This is a genomic window from Xanthomonas arboricola, from assembly GCF_002940665.1.
In the GTDB taxonomy this organism is placed as follows: Bacteria; Pseudomonadota; Gammaproteobacteria; order Xanthomonadales; family Xanthomonadaceae; genus Xanthomonas; species Xanthomonas arboricola_B.
In genome coordinates this window covers 250,941-271,287 of sequence record NZ_MIGY01000003.1, presented here as the reverse complement: position 1 = coordinate 271,287, position 20,347 = coordinate 250,941, and the positions used below count along the sequence as shown (strand labels likewise).

17 protein-coding genes are annotated in these 20,347 nt (G+C 66.0%); 2 read left to right on the top strand and 15 right to left on the bottom strand.

The window, feature by feature from the left end:
- Nucleotides 1-87: 87 nt before the first annotated feature.
- Both XarjCFBP7645_RS14745 and XarjCFBP7645_RS14740 read right to left on the bottom strand, forming a co-directional pair.
- The gene (locus XarjCFBP7645_RS14745; protein ID WP_166775558.1) at nucleotides 88-1,395 is read right to left on the bottom strand and encodes a polyhydroxyalkanoate depolymerase; all 1,308 of its coding nucleotides are present in this window, start codon (nucleotides 1,393-1,395) and stop codon (nucleotides 88-90) included.
- 488 nt (nucleotides 1,396-1,883) lie between these two features.
- Nucleotides 1,884-2,486, bottom strand: a complete 603-nt coding sequence (locus tag XarjCFBP7645_RS14740) for a class I SAM-dependent methyltransferase (protein ID WP_104538130.1) — start codon at nucleotides 2,484-2,486, stop codon at nucleotides 1,884-1,886.
- 74 nt (nucleotides 2,487-2,560) lie between these two features.
- Between XarjCFBP7645_RS14740 and XarjCFBP7645_RS14735 the strand changes: the two genes are divergently transcribed.
- Nucleotides 2,561-3,007: a CopD family protein gene (locus XarjCFBP7645_RS14735; protein WP_104538129.1), complete on the top strand. Its 447-nt coding sequence runs from the start codon at nucleotides 2,561-2,563 to the stop codon at nucleotides 3,005-3,007.
- Nucleotides 3,008-3,155: 148 nt separating this feature from the next.
- Here the strand turns inward: XarjCFBP7645_RS14735 and XarjCFBP7645_RS14730 are convergent, their stop codons facing one another.
- From XarjCFBP7645_RS14730 to lpxD, 8 genes are all read right to left on the bottom strand, one after another.
- Entirely contained in the window at nucleotides 3,156-4,115 is a 960-nt protein-coding gene (locus XarjCFBP7645_RS14730; protein WP_104538128.1) for an acetyl-CoA carboxylase carboxyltransferase subunit alpha, read from the bottom strand.
- An 81-nt stretch (nucleotides 4,116-4,196) separates the two neighbouring features.
- On the bottom strand, nucleotides 4,197-5,060 hold the full coding sequence (locus tag XarjCFBP7645_RS14725) for a hypothetical protein (protein WP_104538127.1): 864 nt from the start codon (nucleotides 5,058-5,060) through the stop codon (nucleotides 4,197-4,199).
- 56 nt (nucleotides 5,061-5,116) lie between these two features.
- A complete protein-coding gene (gene dnaE, locus XarjCFBP7645_RS14720; RefSeq protein WP_104538126.1) occupies nucleotides 5,117-8,704 on the bottom strand; it encodes a DNA polymerase III subunit alpha in 3,588 nt (1,195 codons plus the stop codon).
- 282 nt (nucleotides 8,705-8,986) lie between these two features.
- On the bottom strand, nucleotides 8,987-9,682 hold the full coding sequence (locus tag XarjCFBP7645_RS14715; protein ID WP_104538125.1) for a ribonuclease HII: 696 nt from the start codon (nucleotides 9,680-9,682) through the stop codon (nucleotides 8,987-8,989).
- Nucleotides 9,683-9,708: 26 nt separating this feature from the next.
- Complete coding sequence (gene lpxB, locus XarjCFBP7645_RS14710) at nucleotides 9,709-11,028, bottom strand: lipid-A-disaccharide synthase (protein WP_104538124.1); 1,320 nt, start codon at nucleotides 11,026-11,028, stop codon at nucleotides 9,709-9,711.
- A complete protein-coding gene (lpxA, locus tag XarjCFBP7645_RS14705; RefSeq protein WP_104538123.1) occupies nucleotides 11,025-11,816 on the bottom strand; it encodes an acyl-ACP--UDP-N-acetylglucosamine O-acyltransferase in 792 nt (263 codons plus the stop codon). Before lpxA ends, lpxB begins: the two co-directional genes overlap by 4 nt.
- 23 nt (nucleotides 11,817-11,839) lie before the next feature.
- Nucleotides 11,840-12,301: a 3-hydroxyacyl-ACP dehydratase FabZ gene (fabZ, locus tag XarjCFBP7645_RS14700; protein ID WP_104538122.1), complete on the bottom strand. Its 462-nt coding sequence runs from the start codon at nucleotides 12,299-12,301 to the stop codon at nucleotides 11,840-11,842.
- Complete coding sequence (gene lpxD, locus XarjCFBP7645_RS14695; RefSeq protein WP_104538121.1) at nucleotides 12,298-13,311, bottom strand: UDP-3-O-(3-hydroxymyristoyl)glucosamine N-acyltransferase; 1,014 nt, start codon at nucleotides 13,309-13,311, stop codon at nucleotides 12,298-12,300. The genes fabZ and lpxD overlap by 4 nt, the downstream gene beginning before the upstream one ends.
- A 128-nt stretch (nucleotides 13,312-13,439) precedes the next feature.
- Here lpxD and XarjCFBP7645_RS14690 point away from each other — a divergent pair, with 128 nt between their 5' ends.
- The gene (locus XarjCFBP7645_RS14690; RefSeq protein WP_104538120.1) at nucleotides 13,440-13,634 is read left to right on the top strand and encodes a hypothetical protein; all 195 of its coding nucleotides are present in this window, start codon (nucleotides 13,440-13,442) and stop codon (nucleotides 13,632-13,634) included.
- Nucleotides 13,635-13,706: 72 nt separating this feature from the next.
- On the opposite strand, the gene bamA is transcribed toward XarjCFBP7645_RS14690, so the two are convergent.
- The 5 genes from bamA to uppS all read right to left on the bottom strand — a co-directional run bounded on the left by bamA (nucleotide 13,707) and on the right by uppS (nucleotide 20,347).
- Entirely contained in the window at nucleotides 13,707-16,112 is a 2,406-nt protein-coding gene (bamA, locus tag XarjCFBP7645_RS14685; protein ID WP_166775563.1) for an outer membrane protein assembly factor BamA, read from the bottom strand.
- 83 nt (nucleotides 16,113-16,195) lie between these two features.
- Complete coding sequence (gene rseP, locus XarjCFBP7645_RS14680; RefSeq protein WP_104538118.1) at nucleotides 16,196-17,542, bottom strand: RIP metalloprotease RseP; 1,347 nt, start codon at nucleotides 17,540-17,542, stop codon at nucleotides 16,196-16,198.
- 26 nt (nucleotides 17,543-17,568) lie between these two features.
- Nucleotides 17,569-18,759 carry a 1-deoxy-D-xylulose-5-phosphate reductoisomerase gene (locus tag XarjCFBP7645_RS14675; RefSeq protein ID WP_104538117.1) on the bottom strand — a complete coding sequence of 397 codons (1,191 nt, stop codon included), beginning with the start codon at nucleotides 18,757-18,759 and terminating at the stop codon, nucleotides 17,569-17,571.
- Nucleotides 18,760-18,761: 2 nt separating this feature from the next.
- The gene (locus XarjCFBP7645_RS14670; RefSeq protein ID WP_104538116.1) at nucleotides 18,762-19,589 is read right to left on the bottom strand and encodes a phosphatidate cytidylyltransferase; all 828 of its coding nucleotides are present in this window, start codon (nucleotides 19,587-19,589) and stop codon (nucleotides 18,762-18,764) included.
- Complete coding sequence (gene uppS, locus XarjCFBP7645_RS14665) at nucleotides 19,586-20,347, bottom strand: polyprenyl diphosphate synthase (RefSeq protein WP_166775567.1); 762 nt, start codon at nucleotides 20,345-20,347, stop codon at nucleotides 19,586-19,588. Before uppS ends, XarjCFBP7645_RS14670 begins: the two co-directional genes overlap by 4 nt.

The following is a 20,347-nucleotide window of genomic DNA, read 5'->3' as shown; positions in this document are numbered from 1 at the left end:
CAGTGCGCTGTCTTTACTCGAACCAAAATCTGCGCATAAAAAACGCCCCTTGATCGATCTCGATCAAGGGGCGTTTTTGTCGGCCGATCAGGCGCGTTTGCCGCGCCTGCGGATCGGGGTGACGGTGGCGGGGTCGCGGCTGCCCACCGGGTCGGCATCGTAGCGAGCGATGAATTCGCGCACCTGCGGGTACACCACTTCGCGCCAGCGACGGCCGCTGAAGATGCCGTAGTGACCGGCACCTTCCACCACCAGATGACGACGATGCGCCGCATCGATCCCGGTGCACAGATCGTGCACCGCTTCGGTCTGGCCAAGGCCGGCGATGTCGTCCAGTTCGCCTTCGATACTGAGCAGTGCGGTATTGCGGATCGCCGACGGCTTGACCAGCTGGCCGTCCACTTTCCACTTGCCCTGCGGCAGCAGGAAGTCCTGGAACACCACGCGAATGGTATCCAGGTAATACTCGGCCGGCATGTCGAGCACGGCGTTGTATTCGTCGTAGAACTGCCGGTGCGCTTGCGCGTCCTGCAGGTCGCCCTTGACCAAATCAGTATAGAAATCCCAATGCGACATCACGTGCCGGTTGGGGTTCATCGACAGGAAGCCGGCATGCTGCAAAAAGCCCGGATACACCTGCCGCCCATGGCCCGGATACGGGAACGGCACGGTGTGGATCAGGTTGTTCTGGAACCACTCGATGCCATTCTCGGTGGCCAGGTTGTTGACCTGGGTCGGGCTGCGGCGCGCATCGATCGGCCCGCCCATCATCACCAGCGAGCGCGGTGTGGGCTCATCGTTGGTGGCCATCAACGACACCGCCGCAAGCACCGGCACGGTGGGCTGACACACGCTCACCACATGCAGGCGCTCGGCGCCGATGTGACGGATGAACTCCTGGATGTAGCCGATGTAGTCCTCGAGCCGGAAGGCACCGGCTTCCAGCGGCACCATGCGCGCGTCAACCCAGTCGGTGACATAGACCTTGTGGTTGCGCAGCAGGGTGCGCACGGTGTCGCGCAGCAGCGTGGCGTGGTGGCCGGACAACGGCGCCACCACCAGCACGGCAGGCTGCTGCTTCATCGTGCCGATCAGCTCGACATGGTCGCTGAAACGCTTGAAGCGCAGCAGACGGCAGAATGGCTTGCTCAGCACCTCGCGTTCGATGATCGGCAGCGAGTGACCGTCGACCTCGACATCGTCGAGCGCCCAGGCCGGCTTTTCGTATTCCTTGCCCAGGCGATGGAACAGTTCGTTGCTGGCCGCCATGCGTTCGGCACCGGGGAGTGAGGCCCATAGGCTGTCGGGGTCGGAGAACATCTTGGCGTTCGCCTGGGCCTGATGCACCCAAGGGGCTAGCAGATTGCGGGTCAGCTCGTGCAATTGATAAAGCATTCCACCCATCCGTGCGGCTCTTTGCTGCCGCGCAGCATACCCCCTTTGGCGCATTTGCACCTTAATGGGGCTGCGGACGGTAGAGGCTGTCATACAACCTATGGCAGGCGTGAGCGCCTTGATTCGCCGCGATCTGGTTGCGGCTCTGGCGATCATCCGGATGGCTGCGCGAGCCGAAAGCGCGTATTCGTCGCAGAACCATACGGCTTGCTGGACGAGCCCCTCTCCTGGAGGGGAGGAATAAGTGAAGTACGGGGCGCAGTCCAGTGCACTCAGCCTTCATCAGCGCTCAATCTCCACCAGGCTTCGCGCCTACCCTCATCCGCCCCTGCGGCGTACCTTCTCCCGGCGGGAGAAGGGAGTGAGTCCCTCTGCCCGCGGGGCGAGGGATGCGTGAAACAAAGCCCCTCTCCTGCGGGAGAGGGGTTGGAGTGAGGGTACGCGGCGAAGCCACTCGCCATGCGCGCCTCAACCCGGCCGCGTCCTGCTCAACCGCGCTCCAGCGCAGACGCGTCATCGGCCAACTGCGGCGACAACCAGCAGTGCGAACCGAGTGCGGCAAACCCCACGCTGGCGAAGCGGCGCCGATACCAGCGCGCCGGCCGCGCCTGAAAACCATCGTGGTCGCCCTCGAAGGCGTCTTCCTCGGCGAAGGTCTCCAGAAATGCCACGCCCGCGCACATCTCGGCCAACCCCGGCAGGCCTTGGTTGAACTCGCGCGTGGGCACGTAATGCAGTACGTCCGAACAGATCAACAGATCCACCGGCGCGCACGGGCGCAGCCAGGCGAAATCGCCGAAGCGGGCAGGGTGGATCTGCCGGTTGCGTCCGTAACGCTGCACTGCATAGGCGCTGCTGTCGAAGCCCAGATAGCTGAGCTTGGGGCGTAGCGCCAACAACGGCGCGCGCCAGGCCGCCTCGCCGCAACCGATATCCAGCACGCTGCGGATCGGGCGCTCCAGGTAGTACTCGGCCTGGCTTACCGCCAGTGCGACCTTGCGTCGCAGGCGCGCAGGGTCGGCCAGTCCGGCATCCCGGTACCAGCGGCGGAAATAGTGGGCGTCGTACTGTTTGTTGTCGGGTTCGGACATGGACGTCAGGTGCTTTCACGTGAGCGGATAGGTGAAAATGCGGGCCATCCTACGCCAGCCAGCGAAGCCAGCACATGAGCCTGTATCTGTGGATCAAGACCTTCCATCTGTTGTTCGTCATTGCCTGGATGGCGGCGGTGTTCTACCTGCCACGCATCCTGGTCAATATCGCCGAAGCCGGTGCCGAGCCGGCGGTGCGTACGCGGCTGGTGCTGATGGGGCGCCGCCTCTACACATTCGGCCACAGCATACTGGGGCTGGCGCTGCTGCTGGGCGCGGTGCTGTGGCAGGGCTATCGGGTGATTCCGGATTTCCCGACGATGGTGGCCGGTGGCTGGCTGCACGCAAAACTGTTTGCGGTGGCCTTGATCCTGGCGCATTACATCGTGGCCGGGCGCTGGCTGAAGGGCGTGGATCAGGGCCGCAGCCTGCCCAGCGGCCGCGCCTTGCGGCTGTTCAACGAAGTGCCGGTGGTGTTGCTGGTCGGGGTGATCTGGCTGGTGCTGGCCAAGCCGTTCTGAGGCTGGGATGTAGGGGTTGGTCGGGGCGGAGTACGGCAGGCGCCGCTTCGCATGCTGCCAGCGTAGCGCGGTGTGTCACCGGGGCCGTCGCTTTCGACGAATCCCCAATCCCAGCATCCGCAATCCAGGTGCGCCTACAGCGCGCCGATCAATTGCCTTCGTAAGCGCCGTAGCTGCGCAGGCGCTCGTAACGACGCTGCAGCAGGCCCTCGACCGGCAGCTTTTCCAGCGCTTCCAGCTCGTTGAGCAGTACGGCCTTCAGGCGCTTGCCCATCTGCGCGGGGTTGCGGTGCGCGCCGCCGGTGGGTTCGCGGATCACCTTGTCGACCAGACCAAGACCCTTCAGGCGCGTGGCGGTGATGCCGAGCTGCTCTGCGGCGTCCTTGGCCTTGTCGGCAGTTTTCCACAGGATCGAGGCGCACCCTTCCGGGGTAATGACCGAATAGGTGCCGTACTCCAGCATCAGGGTGCGGTCGCCCACGCCGATCGCCAGTGCGCCGCCGGAGCCGCCTTCGCCGATCACCGTGCAGATCACCGGCACCTTGAGCTCGGCCATCTCGATGAGGTTGCGGGCAATGGCCTCGGACTGACCGCGCGACTCGGCATCGATCCCGGGCCAGGCGCCGGCGGTATCGATGAAGGTCAGCAGCGGCAGGCGAAAGCGCTCGGCCAGCTTCATCAGCCGCAGCGCCTTGCGGTAGCCCTCCGGGCGCGGCATGCCGAAGTTGCGCTTGATCTTCTCTTTCGTGTCGCGACCCTTCTGGTGCCCGATGATCACCACCGGGCGGCCGTCGATGCGGCCCAGGCCACCGACGATCGCCTTGTCGTCGGCGAAGGCGCGGTCGCCGGCCAGCTCCTGGAATTCGTCGCAGATGGTGGCGATGTAGTCCAGCGTGTACGGGCGCTGCGGGTGGCGCGCCAGCTGCGAGATCTGCCACGAAGACAGGTCGCGGAAGATCTGTGCGGTGCGCACGCGCAGCTTGTCGCGCAGCGCACGCACCTCGGTGTCCACGTTGACTGCTGGACCGGTGCTGGCCTTGCGCAGTTCCTGGATCTTTGCTTCCAAATCGGCGATGGGTTGCTCGAAGTCGAGGTAGTTAGGATTCATGCAGTGGTGTCGTCAACGTAAGGCGGGGAGTGTAGCCGAATGCCGGGGTGCGGCCCGTACGCGTCCGTCCGGTCGAAGCGCTCAGCGCGACGGCACCAGCGCGGCGCTGCTCATGATCCGGCTGACGCCACCGACGAAGTCGTTCAGGCGTTTGTTCTCGATCACCGGCAGGCGCGATCCCAGGCTGGCGGTGGCATGGGTGAAATCTATCTGGGTACGCACGTACAGCTTGCGCAGGCGGCGCTGTTCGGCTGGGTCGGTCGCGTGCAGGTAGTCGTCCACCAGCTTGCGCAGCGGCCCGGCGTGCGCCTCGAACACCGGCGCCAGCGGCGGCAGCCGGGCGGCGTCCGGCGTCGGCGTGCGCGCCGGGGCGTGCCAGTCGGCCGGCCGCCGCGCGGCGACGTAGCCGGGCTCGCCCCGGGTGCTCTCGAAGTACGCCACGAACGCGTCTTCAGCGAAGATCTTGCGGAAGCGGCGGCCGCCGCTGCCGTCGACCTGGCCGCTGGCGGTCTCCGGGAACGGCGTGTGCACATCGAAATCCCAGTCCTTGGCGATGAACAGGTCATCGACCTGGCCGTAGCGGCCGGTCAGCTCCACGCCCTGCACCTGGACCTTGGCGTCGCCTTTGAATTCGACCGCCTGGGCGCGGTCGGTCCAGTAGACCTCGTCGACCAGGTAGTAGTCGGACAGGGTCGGGTTGACCAGTGCGCCGTCGTGGTCGGCGTAGACGATGAAGGGCACGCGCCCGAGCTGCGCGCTCTGCAGCGTATGCGCGCCCGGCGCCAGCTCCAGCGCCAGCTCCGCGTGCGCCGGGATGCGGTGGGCCTTTCCGTCCACCTGCAGCGCCAGCGGCTGCCCAGTCGGGTTGTCGAAGTGGAAGGTCTGCGGGCTCTTGCCGCAGGCGGCCAGCAGCAGCATGCACGAGAGCAGGAACGGAAAACGCATGGGACAGGACTCGATCGTTGCGGTGAAAACGGAGCGGGGCGGCGGCGGGTGGCGCGTCAGTTCGCCCACGGCGGGTTGTACTTGACCTTGAGCGTGCGCACCGCCGGGTCGGCGCGCAGGCCGTCGAGCAGTTGCTGGTCCAGGCGCACCGAGTGGCTGCCGTTGAGGTCGAGCATGCCGGCCACGCCGCCGGTGGAGGCGCGCAGCAGCAGGTCCAGGCGCAGGGGGGTCTTGCCGGGGCGGTGCTTGGCCAGCAAGGCGTCGATGCGTTTCCAGGCCTGCTTTTCGCGCAGATCCAGGCGCAGCGACAGGCGCTGCGCGTGGTCGGCGCAGATCTGTTCGTAGTCCCAGCATTGGCGGATGCGCAGGCTGTAGCCGCCGTTGAATTCGTCCTCGCGTAGGCCGCCCTTGACGATCAGGATGCGGTCGCGGGTGAGCAGATGCCCAAACTCGGCCATCGCGTCGGAGAACGCGCTACATTCGACCCGACCACGGCCGTCTTCGAGCTGCACGAACACCTGGCTGTCGCCCTTGCGCCGCACCCCGATCACCTGGCCGGCCAGGATCGCGCTGACTTCCGGGCGCCAGGCGCGTTTTTCGCCATCGCCGCCACCGCCGCCACGTTGTTGCGAGGCGAGGATCTTCTCCAGCGAGCCCAGGTCGCAGCCGACCAGTTCGCGCACTTCGTCGCGGTGCGGGTCGAACGGGTGACCGCTGAGATAGAAGCCCAGCGTTTCGCGCTCGCCGGTGAGCAACTGGCCCAGCGGCCACTCCTTGCCTTCGGGCAGGTCCAGACGCAACGCCGGCGCACTCGGGTCCGGGCCGCCGAACAGCGAGTTCTGGCCCGAGGCGCGCTCGCGTGCCAACTGCTCGGTGGCCTTGACCACTTCCGGCAGCTGCAGCATCAGCGAGGCGCGGTTCTTGCCCAGCCCGTCCATCGCCCCCGCGTTGATCATCGCTTCCAGCGTGCGCCGGTTGAGCTTGGCGGTGCCCACGCGCGTGCAGAAATCCAGCAACGTGGTGTAGGGGCCGCCGCGCTGGCGTTCTTCGACGATCGCCTCGCAGGCGCCCTGGCCGACGCCCTTGATCGCGCCCAGGCCGTACTGAATCGTGTCCGGGCTGGCGGCCTCGAACATGTAGGCCGACTCGTTGACGCGCGGCGGTTTGACGGTCAGGCCGAGATTGCGCACCTCATCGAGAAAGCCCACCACCTTGTCGGTGTTGTCCATGTCCGAGGACAGCGTCGCGGCCATGAATTCGGCCGGGTAATGCCGTTTCAGCCATGCGGTCTGGTAGCTGACCAGTGCGTAGGCGGCGGCGTGCGACTTGTTGAAGCCGTAGCCGGCGAACTTCTCCATCAGGTCGAAGATCTCGTCGGCCTTGGCCGCGCTCACCCCGCCCTTGGCCGCGCCCTCGCGGAAGATCTCGCGGTGCTTGGCCATCTCGGCCGGCACCTTCTTGCCCATCGCGCGGCGCAGCAGGTCGGCGCCGCCCAGCGAGTAGTCGCCGACGATCTGCGCCATCTGCATGACCTGCTCCTGGTACACCATGATGCCGTAGGTGTCCTTCAGGATGGCCTCGGTGCGCGGATCCGGGTAGACGATCTCCTGCTGGCCGTGTTTACGGGCGTTGAAGTCCGGGATCAGGTCCATCGGGCCGGGGCGGTACAGCGATACCAGCGCGATCAGGTCTTCGAAGCGGTCCGGGCGGGCGTCCTTGAGCAGGCGGCGCATGCCCGAGGATTCGAACTGGAACACCGCGCCGGTATTGCCCGAGGCGAACACGCCCTTATAGGTGGGCACGTCGTCGAGCGGAATGGCGGTGATGTCGACCGGGTCGATGCCGGCGCGCGCATGGCGCACGTTGATCGCCTTGACCGCCCAGTCGATGATGGTCAGCGTGCGCAGGCCGAGGAAGTCGAACTTCACCAGGCCGACCGCTTCAACATCGTCCTTGTCGAACTGGGTGACCTGATTCTTGCCGCGCCCGTCTTCGTCGTGTTCGGCGAACAGCGGGCAGAACTCGGAGAGCGGCTCCGGCGCGATCACCACGCCGCCGGCGTGCTTGCCGGCGTTGCGGGTGAGGTCTTCGAGCTGACGGGCCAGATCCATCAGGTCGCGCACGTCGTCTTCGACCTGATAGCGCTGGATCAGGTCTGGCGAGGCCATCTCCGAGTCCTTGCCTTCGCCCATCGCATCCTTGAGCGTGATGCCCAGGATGTTGGGAATCAGCTTGGCGACGCTGTCGACAAGACCGTAGCTGAAGCCGAGCACACGCCCTGCGTCGCGCACCACCGCCTTGGCCGCCATTGTGCCGTAGGTGATGATCTGGCTGACCCGTTCGCGCCCGTACTTGCGCGCCACATAGTCGATCACCTCGTCGCGGCGATCCATGCAGAAGTCGATGTCGAAGTCGGGCATCGACACGCGTTCGGGATTGAGGAAGCGCTCGAACAGCAGGTTGTACGGCAGCGGATCCAGGTCGGTGATCTGCAGTGCCCACGCCACCAGCGAGCCGGCACCGGAACCGCGGCCCGGGCCGATCGGAATGCCCTGGTGCTTGCCCCACTGGATGAAGTCGGCCACGATCAGGAAGTAGCCGGGGAAGCCCATCTTGATGATGGTGTCCAGCTCGAATTCCAGCCGGTCGACATAGTCCTGGCGGGTCTTGCCGGGCGCGATCGGGTTCTTTTCCAGGCGCGCGGCCAGACCATCGCGCGACTGGCTGCGGATCCAGCTGTCCAGCGTCTCGTCTTCGGGCACCGGGTAGGCGGGCAGGAAGTAGGTGCCCAGGCGCATCTCGATGTTGCAGCGCTGCGCCAGCGCCAGCGTGTTGTCGATCGCATCGGGCACGTCGGCGAACAGCGCGGCCATTTCGTCGCCGGACTTCAGGTACTGCTGGTCGCTGTACTCGCGCGGGCGTTTGGGATCGTCGAGCACGCGGCCCGAGGAAATGCATACACGCGCCTCGTGCGCATCGAAGTCGCTGGCGTACAGGAAGCGCACATCGTTGCTGGCCACCACCGGCAGGCCGCGCACACCCGCCGCATGCAGCGCGAACTGGTTGAAGCGTTCTTCGCCCTCGCGCCCGGTGCGGGTCAGTTCCAGGTGCAGGCCGTCGCCGAACACGCGCTGCCAGTCGGCCAGCTGCTGCTCGGCCAGATCGGCGCGGCCTTCGCCGAACAGGCGTCCGGCCAGGCTGTCGCGCCCGGCCAGGGCGAACAGGTTGGCGTGGCCGCTCTGCAGCCACTCCGGGTGGATCGCCACGCCGCCTTCGGGGCGGTGGCCTTCCATCCAGGCGCGGGTCAGCAGGCGCGACAGGCTCAGGTAACCTTCGCGGTCGCGGCACAGCAGGGTCATGCGCCAGGGCGGCATGTCCGGGGTGGCGATCATCACGTCGGCGCCGGCGATCGGCTTGATGCCCACGCCTTCGGCGGCCTTGTAGAACTTGACCAGCGCGAACAGGTTGTTGAGGTCGGTGACTGCCAGTGCGGGCATGTCGAGCTCGACCGCCCGGCTCAGCAGGTTGGCCTGCTTGGCCTTTTTCGGGTCAGCCTGATCCGGTTTCTCGGGCACGCGGATGGTGGAATCCGCCAGCGAGAACTCGGTGTGGACGTGCAGATGGACGAAGCGGGAAGTGGACATGCGAGACCGGAATAATGCGTGGTCAGGGTAGCGAGCGTGGTCGGGTCGAACAAGGCTTGACAGCATCGGCGCAGGGCCGCGGCCAGCTGCCACGGGGGCTGGGCGGTGCGGCCGATTCAGGCTTCGGCTAGCTGCGTGCAGTGCGGCGGGGGCGATTGCGCGGATCGGGGCCACCTGGGGCTGCGCGTGCGGACTCGCTCGACGCCGTGGCCGAGCCGGTCGCATCCGCGCGCATGGATGCTTGCGCCATTACCGGGCTAGCTCGGCCTGAATTGCGGTCGCTCAGTCGGCCAGCAGCAGGTCATCGGCCGGCGCCGCGCAGGGCACGTCCCACTGCGACTGCGACGCCTCCATTCCCAGCGCACGCCGCACCGGGGCGAAGCTGCGGCGGTGCTGCGGGCACGGCCCGTGGCTGCGCAGCGCGGCCAGATGCACCGGCGTGGCGTAGCCCTTGTGCTGGTCGAAGCGGTATTCGGGGTGTCGGGCGTGCAGCTCGTGCATCAGGCGGTCGCGGGTGACCTTGGCCACGATCGAGGCGGCCATGATGGCGCGATCGAGCGCGTCGCCGCCGATCAAGGCCTCGGCCGGGCAGGGCAGGCCCTTGGGCACCCGGTTGCCGTCGATGCGCGCGAACCCGGCCACATGCGCCACGCCTTCCACCGCACGCCGCATGCCCAGCATGGTCGCCTGGTAGATGTTGATGCGGTCGATCTCCTCGCTGTCGATCAGTACCACCGACCACGCCAGCGCCCGCTCGACGATGCGCGCGTACAACTGCTCGCGCCGCTGCGCGCTCAGCTGCTTGGAATCGTCCAGCCCGTTGATGCGCGGCTTGCTCGGGTCGAACACCACCGCCGCCACCGCCACCGGCCCGGCGAGCGGGCCGCGGCCGGCCTCGTCGACACCGGCGATCAACCGCGAATCGGGAATCGGGAATCGGGAATCGTGAAAAAGCGTGTCCTGCCTGGTCGGAGCCATAACGGTACCGTGGGAAGTCAAGCGCTTCACGACCCAGCTCCTGCCGATTCCCCACTCCCGATTCCCGATTCCAGCTGCGTCAGCAGCTCAGCCACCGCGTCGGCCGCGCGCGCCGACGCGTCGCGGCGCAGTTGCGCGTGCAGGGCGAGATAGCGCGGCTGCAGGGCGGCGACTTTTTCCGGTTGCTTGAACCAGTCCAGCAGGGCCACGCACAGGCGTTCCGGCGTGCAGTCGTCCTGCATCAGCTCGGGGGCGAGGTCGTCGTTGGCCAGGATGTTGGGCAATGCGTAGCGGTTGACCTTGAGCAGGCCCAGCGTCTTGACGATGCGGTAGGTGAGCGGGGCGACCTTGTAGCCGACCACCATCGGGCGCTTGACCAGCATCGCCTCCAGCGTCGCGGTGCCCGACGCCAGCAGCACCACGTCGGCGGCCAGCATCGCGGTGCGCGCCTGGCCCTCGAGCAGGTGCGAACGCAGCACCGGCAGCGACGAACGCGACAACTGCTCGGCCAGCAGCTGCTTGCAGCCAGGATTGGCTGCCGGTACCAGCACGTGCAGGTTGGACAGGTGCTCGGACACCAGCCAGGCAGCCTGGAAGAACGTATCGCCGAGCTTGCTGATTTCGCCGTGCCGGCTGCCGGGCAACACCGCCAGCACGGTGCTGGAGGCGGACAGGCCCAGTTTGGCGCGCGCGGCGTCGCGATCGGCCTGGTAGGCGATGTCGTCGGCCATCGGGTGGCCGACAAACCGCGCATCGATGCCGTGCCTGGCGTAGATTGGCGGTTCCATCGGAAACAGGCACAGCACCAGGTCGGCGCTGGCGCCGATCTTCTCCGCACGCTTCTCGCGCCATGCCCACACCGACGGGCTGACGTAATGCACGGTGCGCACGCCACGCTGCTTGAGCCAGCGTTCGACCGACAGATTGAAATCGGGCGCGTCGATGCCGATGAACACGTCCGGCTTCCACGCCAGCACCCGCTCGCGGAAGGCGCGGCGCAGCTTCAGCAGCCGCGGCAGATGCTGCAGTACTTCGGTCAGCCCCATCACCGCCAGCTCGCTGGCATCGAACCAGGTCTGGCAGCCGGCACCACGCATCGCATCGCCACCGATGCCGACGAACTCGGCAGCCGGATAGCGGCGACGCAGCTGGTCGATCAACCCTGCACCCAGGATGTCGCCGGAGGCTTCGCCAGCGATCAGCGCGATGCGTGGGGCGCGCGTTTGCGCGCTGGGAATCGGCAATGGAGAATGGGGAATCGGAAGTGCTGGCGATGGGCCGGCGGCAGGCGCGTCAGCGTGCGCGCCTGCATCGATTCCCGATTCCCGATTCCCAATTTCCCTCATCGCAACAACGGCCTTTCCGCCGCCTCAATGAACGCGAGCAGCCCGCGCACGTCCTCGCTGCTCTTGGCCTGTTCGGCCAGCTGCAGCTTGGCTTCGGCCAGCGGCAGGCCGGCGACGTACAGCGTGCGGTAGGCGCGCTTGATCGCGGTGATGCGCTCGGCATCGAAGCCGCGCCGCTTGAGCCCTTCGCTGTTGATGCCGCGCGGGCGGCCCAGCGATTCGCTGCCGACCATGGTGAACGGTGGGACGTCGCCGTTGGTCAGCGCACCCATGCCCAGGAAGGCATGCGCGCCGATCCGGCAGAACTGATGCGCACCGGCAAAGCCGCTGATGATCACGTAGTCGCCCACGCTGACATGGCCGGCCAGCGTGGTGTTGTTGGAAAACACGCAGTGGTTGCCGACATGGCAGTCGTGCGCCACGTGGGTGTAGGCCAGCATCCAGTTGTCGTCGCCGACCACGGTGATGCCGCCACCGCCGCCGGTGCCGCGATTGATGGTGACGAATTCGCGGATCACGTTGCCGTTGCCGATCACCAGCTCGGTGCGCTCGCCGGCGTATTTCTTGTCCTGCGGTTCGCCGCCGATCGCGGCGTGGCCGATGAAGCGGTTGTTGCGGCCGATGCGGGTCGGGCCGTGGATCGAGCAATGCGGCCCCACCTCGGTGCCCGCATCGATCTGCACATCGGCGCCGATCAACGAAAACGCGCCCACGCGCACATCGCTGGCCAGTTGCGCCGCCGGATCGATGACGGCGGTGGGATGAATCAAGGGTGCTTGATCACGCATCGTGTCTCACCTCCAAAAACGGATTATTCCTTGGCGCCGGCGCACATGACTTCGGCACTGGCCACGACTTCGCCGTTGACCTTGGCCTCGCCGTAATAGCATCCCATGTTGCGGATCAAGCGCTTCATCTGCACTTCCAGCATGAGCACGTCGCCCGGCACCACCTGCTTGTTGAAGCGGGCGTTGTCGACCTTGACCATGTAGAACAGCTTGGACAGCGCGTCGCGTCCCAGTCCGAGCTGGGTCATCACGCCACCGGCCTGCGCCAATGCCTCGATGATCAGCACGCCGGGCATCACCGGGCGGGTGGGGAAATGGCCCTGAAAAAATGGCTCGTTGATGCTGACGTTCTTCTGCCCGACGATGCGCTTGGCATCCAGGTCAAGCTCGACAACCCTGTCGATCAGCAGAAACGGATAGCGGTGCGGAATCAGCGTCTGGATCTGGTTGACGTCGATCGGCAGCTCGTAGGTGGGGTGACTCATTCTTTCTCCTTGCCCACAGCCAGGATGCGCCTTGCCAGCACATCGAGTTGTTTGAAGCGCGCGGCATTCTTGCGCCACGTGCGATTGTCGGTGAGAGGGGTCCCGGACGAATACTCGCCCGGCGCATGGATGGAATTGCGCACCACCGACTTGCCGGTGATCACCACCTTGTCGCAGATCTCCAGATGCCCGACCACGCCGACATGCCCGCCGAGCAGGCAGTAACGGCCGATCCTGGCGCTGCCGGCAATCCCGGTGCAGCCGGCGATGGCGCTGTGTGCGCCGATGTGGCAGTTATGCGCGATCTGCACCAGGTTATCCACGCGCACGTCCTCTTCCAGCACGGTGTCTTCCAGGGCGCCGCGGTCGATGCAGGTGTTGGCGCCAATCTCGCAATCGTCGCCGATCACCACGCCGCCCAGTTGCGGGACCTTGATCCAGTGGCCGGCATCCATCGCCAGGCCGAAGCCGTCGGCGCCGATCACCGCACCTGGATGAATGCGTACGCGCTTGCCCAGGCGCACCCGGGTCACCAGGGTGACGCGGGCGAGCAGCTCGCTGCCGTCATCGACCACGCAGTCCTCGCCGATGATGCTGCCGGTGCCGATCACGCAGCCATCGCCCACGCGGCTGCGCGCACCGATGCTGACGAACGGGCCGACGTGTGCGTTTGGCGATACCTGTGCGCTGGGGTCGATCGCCGCGGACGGGTGGATGCCCGGCTCGCGCACCGGCGCCACGTCGAACAGGGCGGCGATCTTGGCGAAGGCGGTATAGGGATCCTTGGCGACCAGCGCGGTGCCGCGTGCGTCCTGCGCGTCGTCGGCGCGCAGGACCACCACTGCGGCCTGCGTCTGGCCCAGCTGCGGACGGTAGCGTGGATTGGACAGGAAGCTCAGTTGTCCGGCGCCGGCATGCGCCAGGGTGGCGACGCCACTGACTTCGATGGCGCCATCACCGACGAGGGTCAGACCAAATTGTTCGGCAATCGCACTGGCGGTCAAGCGCATCAGGGTGAACCTCTTGTAAATGCGGGAGAGCGGCTTTAACGGGGAAAAAACACCATTAAGCAGTTCCCAACAAAGCCTGCGTATCTAGGGTGCTGTCGCGATCAAGCGGCGAATCCAGGAGCAAGCATATGAAAACCGTTCCTTCCATCCTTGGTGGTCTGGTCATGATGGGCGCGGTCGCAAGTGCATCGGCCCAATCCTTCGATGTCGAGCAGGGCAGGGCGACCGGTGAGCAGCAGCTGCAGTGTCTCAGCCTGCCTGCCGGCGACATCGCCAGCTGCCTGTCCAACACTGTTTCCACATGGTTCGACAGCTGGTTCTGACCGGCCGACATCCCCACCGGCGATACACGGGCGGCTCGCACAAGCGAGCCGCCTTTTTGTTGCCGTTGGCGGTTAGAACTGACCGCCGAAGGTGAACTGCAGACGTTCGATCTCGTCGTTGTCTTCCTTCTTCAACGGAAACGCGTAGCTGATCGAGATGGGGCCGACCGGTGCGCGCCACAACAGCGCCACGCCGGTGGACGCACGCAGCTCATTGGCCTTGAAGTTGTCCACGCCATCGTAGACATTACCGAAGTCGAAGAACGCTGACACGCGTGCCGACGGGCTGTCGAACAGCTTCGGGAAATACATTTCCACCGAACCGACGGTCTTGAACGAACCACCCAGCGGCTGGCCGCGCGTGTAGTTCAGGGTACTTTCCGAGCGTGGACCCAGCGTGTTGTCTTCGAAGCCGCGCACCGAGTTGGTACCGCCAGCGTAGAAGTTCTCGTAGAACGGCAGGCCGGTGGCCGTCACGGATCGGAGCAGGTTGCTGCCATTGCAGGCTTGTTCGGTAAATGTCGTACTGCTCTCTATTCCGCAAATCTCACGCGAGCTGTCTTTGCCATAGCTGTCGCCATAGCCCAGCTCGAAGCGCGTGTTCAACACGATCGCCGGGATGATCGGCCAGTAGTTGGAGATCTGGTAGTTGAACTTGTAGTACTCGACCGTGGAGCCGGGCAGGGTGGTCTCCAGGCCGACGCGCTGATACATGCCGCGGGTCGGCATGAAGAAGTCGTTGCGGGTATCGCGTGCCCAGCCCAGTTCGGTGCGCCAGGCATGGAAGGTGCTTGTGCCGATCGCATCGATATAATTGATGATGGCTTGCGGGGTCTGGCCCTGGAACGTGTTGATCTGGTTGCTGTCGACGCCGACCATCGCCGAGACGGTATCGTTTTCGGTGATCGGCACGCCGAACACCACCTGCGCCGAACCGTTCTTGCTGTTGTACTGCGCGGTGTTGAAGTCCGAGTAGTCCAGCGAGCGCCACGACAGGTTGTAGCCCAGCGACACGCCGTCGTCGGTAAAGAACGGGTTGGTGTAGGAGAACGCATAGCGCTGCTGGTAGCTGCTGCGCGAGGCTTCCACCGCCACCCGGTTGCCGCCGCCCAGGAAATTGTTCTGCGACAGCTGCACCGAGGTGGTCACACCGAAGCTCTGCGAGTAACCCAGGCCGAACACGAAGCTGCCGGAGGTGGTTTCCTTGACGTTGTAGACCACATCAACCTGGTCGTTGCTGCCCGGCACGGCCGGCGTTTCCACGTCCACGCTCTCGAAATAGCCCAGGCGCTGCAGGCGGATCTTGGAACGGTCGATTGCCGCCTGCGAGTACCAGGTGTTTTCGAACTGGCGCATTTCGCGGCGCAGCACCTCATCGGAGGTACGGCTGTTGCCCTTGTACAGGATGCGGCGCACGGTCACGCGCGGGCCCGGCACCACCTGCAGGTTCACCGCAACGGTGCGGTCCTCGCGGTTCGGGGTCGGCAGCGGGTTGACCTTGGCAAACGCGTAACCGACGTTGCTGAGCGTGTTGGTGATCGCATCGGAGGTGTACTCCAGCAGCGCACGCGAGAAGATGTCGCCGGCCTTGGGGATGACCAGGCGCTCGATGTCGGCCTGCGGCAGCACGGTGTCGCCGGTGACCTTGATCTCGGAAATCTTGTACTGCTCGCCCTCGGTGACGCCGGCGCTGACGAACATGTCGCGCTTGTCGGGGCTGATCGACACCTGGGTGGAGTCGATGCTGAAGTCCACGTAGCCGCGGTCCAGGTACCAGGAGTTGAGCTTCTCCAGGTCGCCGGACATCTTCTCCTTGGAGTACTGGTCGTCGCGGCGGTACCACGAGGCCCAGTTGTGCTCCTTGGATTCCCAGTTCTCCAGAATGTCCTCGTTGGCGAACTTTTCGGTGCCGATCAGGTTGACGTGGCGGATCTTGGCGGCCTTGCCTTCCTTGATCGCGATCGCCACGTCCACGCGGTTACGGTCCAGCGGGCTGACCGTCGGGGTGATCTCGACGTTGTACTTGCCGCGGTTGTTGTACTGGCGGGTCAGTTCCTGGGTCACGCGGTCCAGGCTCAGGCGATCAAAGGTGCCGCCCTCGGTCAGGCCGATGTCGCCCAGACCCTTGAGCAGCTCCTCGGACTTGATGTCCTTGTTGCCGGTCACGGTGAGCTTGTTGATCGCCGGACGTTCTTTCACGGTGATCACCAGGATGTTGCCCTGACGATCCAGCTGCACGTCTTCAAAGAAGCCGGTGCGGTACAGCGCACGGATCGAGTCGGCGACCTTGCCATCGTCCACGGTGTCGCCGCGGTTCACCGGCAGATAGGTGAACACGGTGCCGGAGGCAATGCGCTGCAGGCCGTCGACGCGGATGTCGCTGGCAACGAACGGCTCTGCGGCCAGGGCAACGACTGGCAGGCTGAGGCCGGCGGCAAGAGCGAGGGCAAGCAGGCGGCGAGTGGGAAGACGCGTCATGTCACATCCGGTTGGAGTCGATTTCGGGTGTTGCTGGATGCCGACGTATGACGACGACAACAGGCGGAAAGAGGGGAGCAGCTTCATCGTGGAACCAGGCCGAGGATGTCGTTGTAGAACGCCAGTCCCATCAGCCCGGCCAGGACCGCCAAGCCGACATATTGTCCGGCAATCATGGCCCGTTCGCTGATCGGGCTGCCCTTGACCAACTCGATAAGGTAATACAGCAGATGCCCACCGTCCAAGATCGGGATCGGCATCAGGTTGATGATCGCCAGGCTGAGCGACAGCAATCCCAGGAAATACAGGAACCAGTCGAGCCCGCGTTCGGCCGAGGCATTGGCCGCGCGCGCAATCGTGACCGGCCCGGAAATGTTCTTGACCGAGGCCTGGCCGGTCAGCATGCGCTTCATCATGCCCAGCGAATCGGCGGTCATCCGGCCGGTTTCACGGATTGCCGCCGGCACCGCGGCGAACACCCCATACTGCTGGCGGCTGTCGTATGCAGGTGCCTGTGCCGCCGCAAACCCCACGCCCAGCAGCCACTGGCCCTGCGGCGATCGACGTGGGGCGATCTCCAGCGCCAGCCGGTCTCCGCCGCGCGCGACTTCGATCATGCCGGTGCCGCCCTGCGCGCCCAGTGCCTGCAGTTGGACAGGAATCTCGTCGGCCGAACGGATCGGCTGGCCGTCGATGGCCACGATGCGGTCGCCCGGCTGCAGCAGCCCCTGCGCCGCAGAGCCGGCGACCACCTGGCCCACGACCGGCGGCTGCAGCATGAACTGCCAGCCGATGCCGGCCAGCGACGCCACGCGGCGCTCGTCAAAGCCGGCCGGCAGCTGCGACAGCCGCAGGGTGTGCTCGCGGTTGCCGGCGCCGTCGGTGGCGGTCAGCACGCGGATATCGCGCTTGTCCATCGCCGCCGTGGTGAGCTGCATGCTGGCATCGCTCCAACTGCTGACGGTGCGTCCGTCGATGCGCACGATGCGCTCGCCCGGGGTCAGGCCGGCTTCGGCGGCCAGGCCATCGGCACGGCCGACAGTGGGCGAGTAATCCTGCTTGCCGACCACGAACATCGCCCACAGCATCGCCATGCACAGCAACAGATTGGCGATCGGGCCGGCGGCCACGATGGCGATGCGCTGCCATACCGTCTTGCGGTTGAAGGCCTGGTCCTGCTCGGACGGATGGACGTCGCCTTCGCGCTCGTCGAGCATCCTGACATAGCCGCCCAGCGGGATGGCCGCCACCACGAACTCGGTGCCGTGACGGTCGAGACGCATCCACAAGGGCTTACCGAAGCCCACCGAGAAGCGCAGCACCTTGACGCCGCAGCGGCGCGCGACCCAGAAGTGCCCGAACTCGTGAAAGCTCACCAACACGCCCAGGCTGACGATCATCCACCAGACCGAACCGATGAAATCACCCATGGATGCAACTCGTCTGCGTAAATCGATCAGGCATGAAGGCGGTGATGGGCGAGGGCGCGTTCGGTGATCTGTCGCGCTTGCGCATCGGCAGAAAGCAGGGTGTCGAGGGAGTCGGCATTGTGCCGTGGGAGCGTTGTCAGTGTGTGTTCGACCAACGCGGGAATCGCTAGGAAACCCACCTGGCCCTGAAGAAACGCTGAAACAGCCACTTCATTGGCCGCGTTCAGGACCGCAGGCGCGGTTCCACCGGCCTCCAGCGCCTCCCAGGCCAGGCGCAGGCACGGGAATGCGGCCATGTCCGGAGCCTCGAAATCCAGTCGTCCCTGAGTCAACAGATCCAGCCCGCCAACGCCGGACTCGACCCGGTCCGGCCACGCCAGGCCGACTGCCAGCGTGGTGCGCATGTCCGGCAGGCCAAGCTGTGCCAGGGTGGAGCCGTCGACAAATTCCACCAGCGAGTGCACCAGGCTCTGCGGATGCACCAGTACATCGATCTGCGCACCGGGCAGGCCGAACAGGTGATGCGCTTCGATCACCTCCAGGCCCTTGTTCATCAAGGTCGCCGAATCCACCGAGATCTTCGGCCCCATCGACCATTTGGGGTGGGCGACCGCCTGCGCGGGCGTGACGGCGCCTAGCGCAACACGGTCCCAGCCCCGGAACGGCCCGCCGGAGGCGGTCAGGATCACCCGGCGCACGCCGCGACTGGCATCGGAGGAACGCAGGCACTGGAAGATGGCGCTGTGTTCGCTGTCGATCGGGATGATCTCGGCGCCGGCGGCAGTTGCGGTGCGGGTCAGCAGCTCGCCGGCCAGCACCAGCGATTCCTTGTTGGCCAGCAACAGGCGCTTGCCAGCGCGGGCCGCAGCCAGCGTGGAGGGCAGGCCGGCCGCTCCCACGATCGCCGCGACCACGGTGTCGCAGGCATCGCTGGCGGCCAGCGCGTCCAGGGCGTCGGCACCGGCATGCGCCTGGGTGGCCAATCCGGCCGCACGCAGACCGTCGCGTAGCGCCGGATACAGGGATGGGTCGGCAATCACCGCATGCGCAGGGCGGTGGGTGACGCATAGCGCCAGCAGGGCGTCGAGCTTGCTGCCGGCCGACAACACGCTGGCGCGCAGCCGCTGCGGATGACGGGCAATCACATCCAGTGCCGACGCACCGATCGAGCCGGTGGCGCCGAGCACGGCGACCTGACGGAGAGGGGAGCCAGCCATGCCTAAAATCCGAGAATTTCCTTGCCGAGTGCGAACACCGGCAGGGCGGCGAGTACGCCGTCGATACGATCCAGCACACCACCGTGGCCCGGAATCACCGCACCCGAGTCCTTGGCGCCGGCGTGGCGCTTGAGCAGGCTCTCGAACAGATCGCCCAGCACCGAGGCCAGCACCGCCACTGCCGAGACCAGGACCAGTTGCGGCACATGCGCCAGGGTGAGTCCGGCCAGCCAGCCGAAGGCGCAGGCGACCACGATGCCGGCGAACAGGCCGCCGAGCAGGCCTTCGATGGTCTTGTTGGGGCTGACCCGCGGCGCCAGCTTGTGCTTGCCGAACGCGCGGCCGGCGAAATAGGCGCCCGAATCGGCCGCCCACACCATGGTCAGCGCGGTCAGCAGCCACAGATTGCCCTTGTCCGGGTTGGCATGCAGCAGCACCAGCGCGGCCCAGGCCGGCAGGACCGCCAGCGTGCCTGCGGCGAGCTTGAGCGCGCGCGCCTGGCCGTTGCCGTGATCGGCACCGAAGGTGAAAAAGCGCAGCCACAGCAGCGCCAGCAGCCACCAGACCACACCCACCAAGGCGGCGATCTGGAACAGCACCATTGAGCCGGCCGAGGCCCAGACCATCAGCACCATCAGCAGCAGATTGAGCATCAGCAGCACGGTGCGCGGCAGGCTGTCGTCGATGCCGGAGAGCTTGAGCCACTCCCACAGGCCGGTCAGGAACAGGATCGCTGCCAGCGCCGCCAGCCACTGCGTGGGCAGCAGCACGATCGCGCAGATGGCGAGCGGCGCCATGATCAGCGCGGCAATCACGCGGGTCTTGGTCATGCGGACGAGCTCTCCGTCGCCTTGTCGGCGATCTGGGCGCTGGTCAGACCGAAGCGACGTTCGCGCCCGGCATAGTCGTCCAGTGCCTGCTGCAGCACGCCGGCGTCGAACTCCGGCCACAGGGTTTCGGTGAACCACAGTTCGGTATAAGCCAGCTGCCACAGCAGGAAATTGCTGATGCGGGTGTCGCCACCGGTGCGGATGAACAGGTCCGGCGCCGGCAGATCGGCCAGCGCGACGCGGCTGGCCAGCAGCGCTTCGTCGATCTGCTGCGGTTGCAGGCGACCGGCGGCCACCTCTTCGGCCAATGCCCGCGCGGCCAGCGCAATGTCCTGACGGCCGCCGTAGCTGGCGGCGATGCTCAGCACCAGCCGCGCATTGGCGGCAGTGATGCGTTCGGCACCGAGCATGCGCTCGCGCAGCGGCGCCGCAAAGCGGCTGCGATCGCCGATGAAGCGCACTTGCACGCCACGGCGCTGCAGCTCGTCGACCTCGCGATCGAGCGCATGCAGGAACAGCTTCATCAGCGCATCGACTTCTTCCTGCGGGCGCCCCCAGTTTTCACTGGAAAACGCGAACAGGGTGAGCGCCGAGACGCCTTTTTCCAGGCAGAAATCGATGGTGCGATTGACCGCGCGCGCGCCGGCGCGATGGCCGATCATGCGCGGACGCCGCCGACGCTGCGCCCAACGCCCGTTGCCATCCATGATGATGGCGATATGGCGCGGCACGGCGGCAGCGGAAGGTGCTGGATGCAT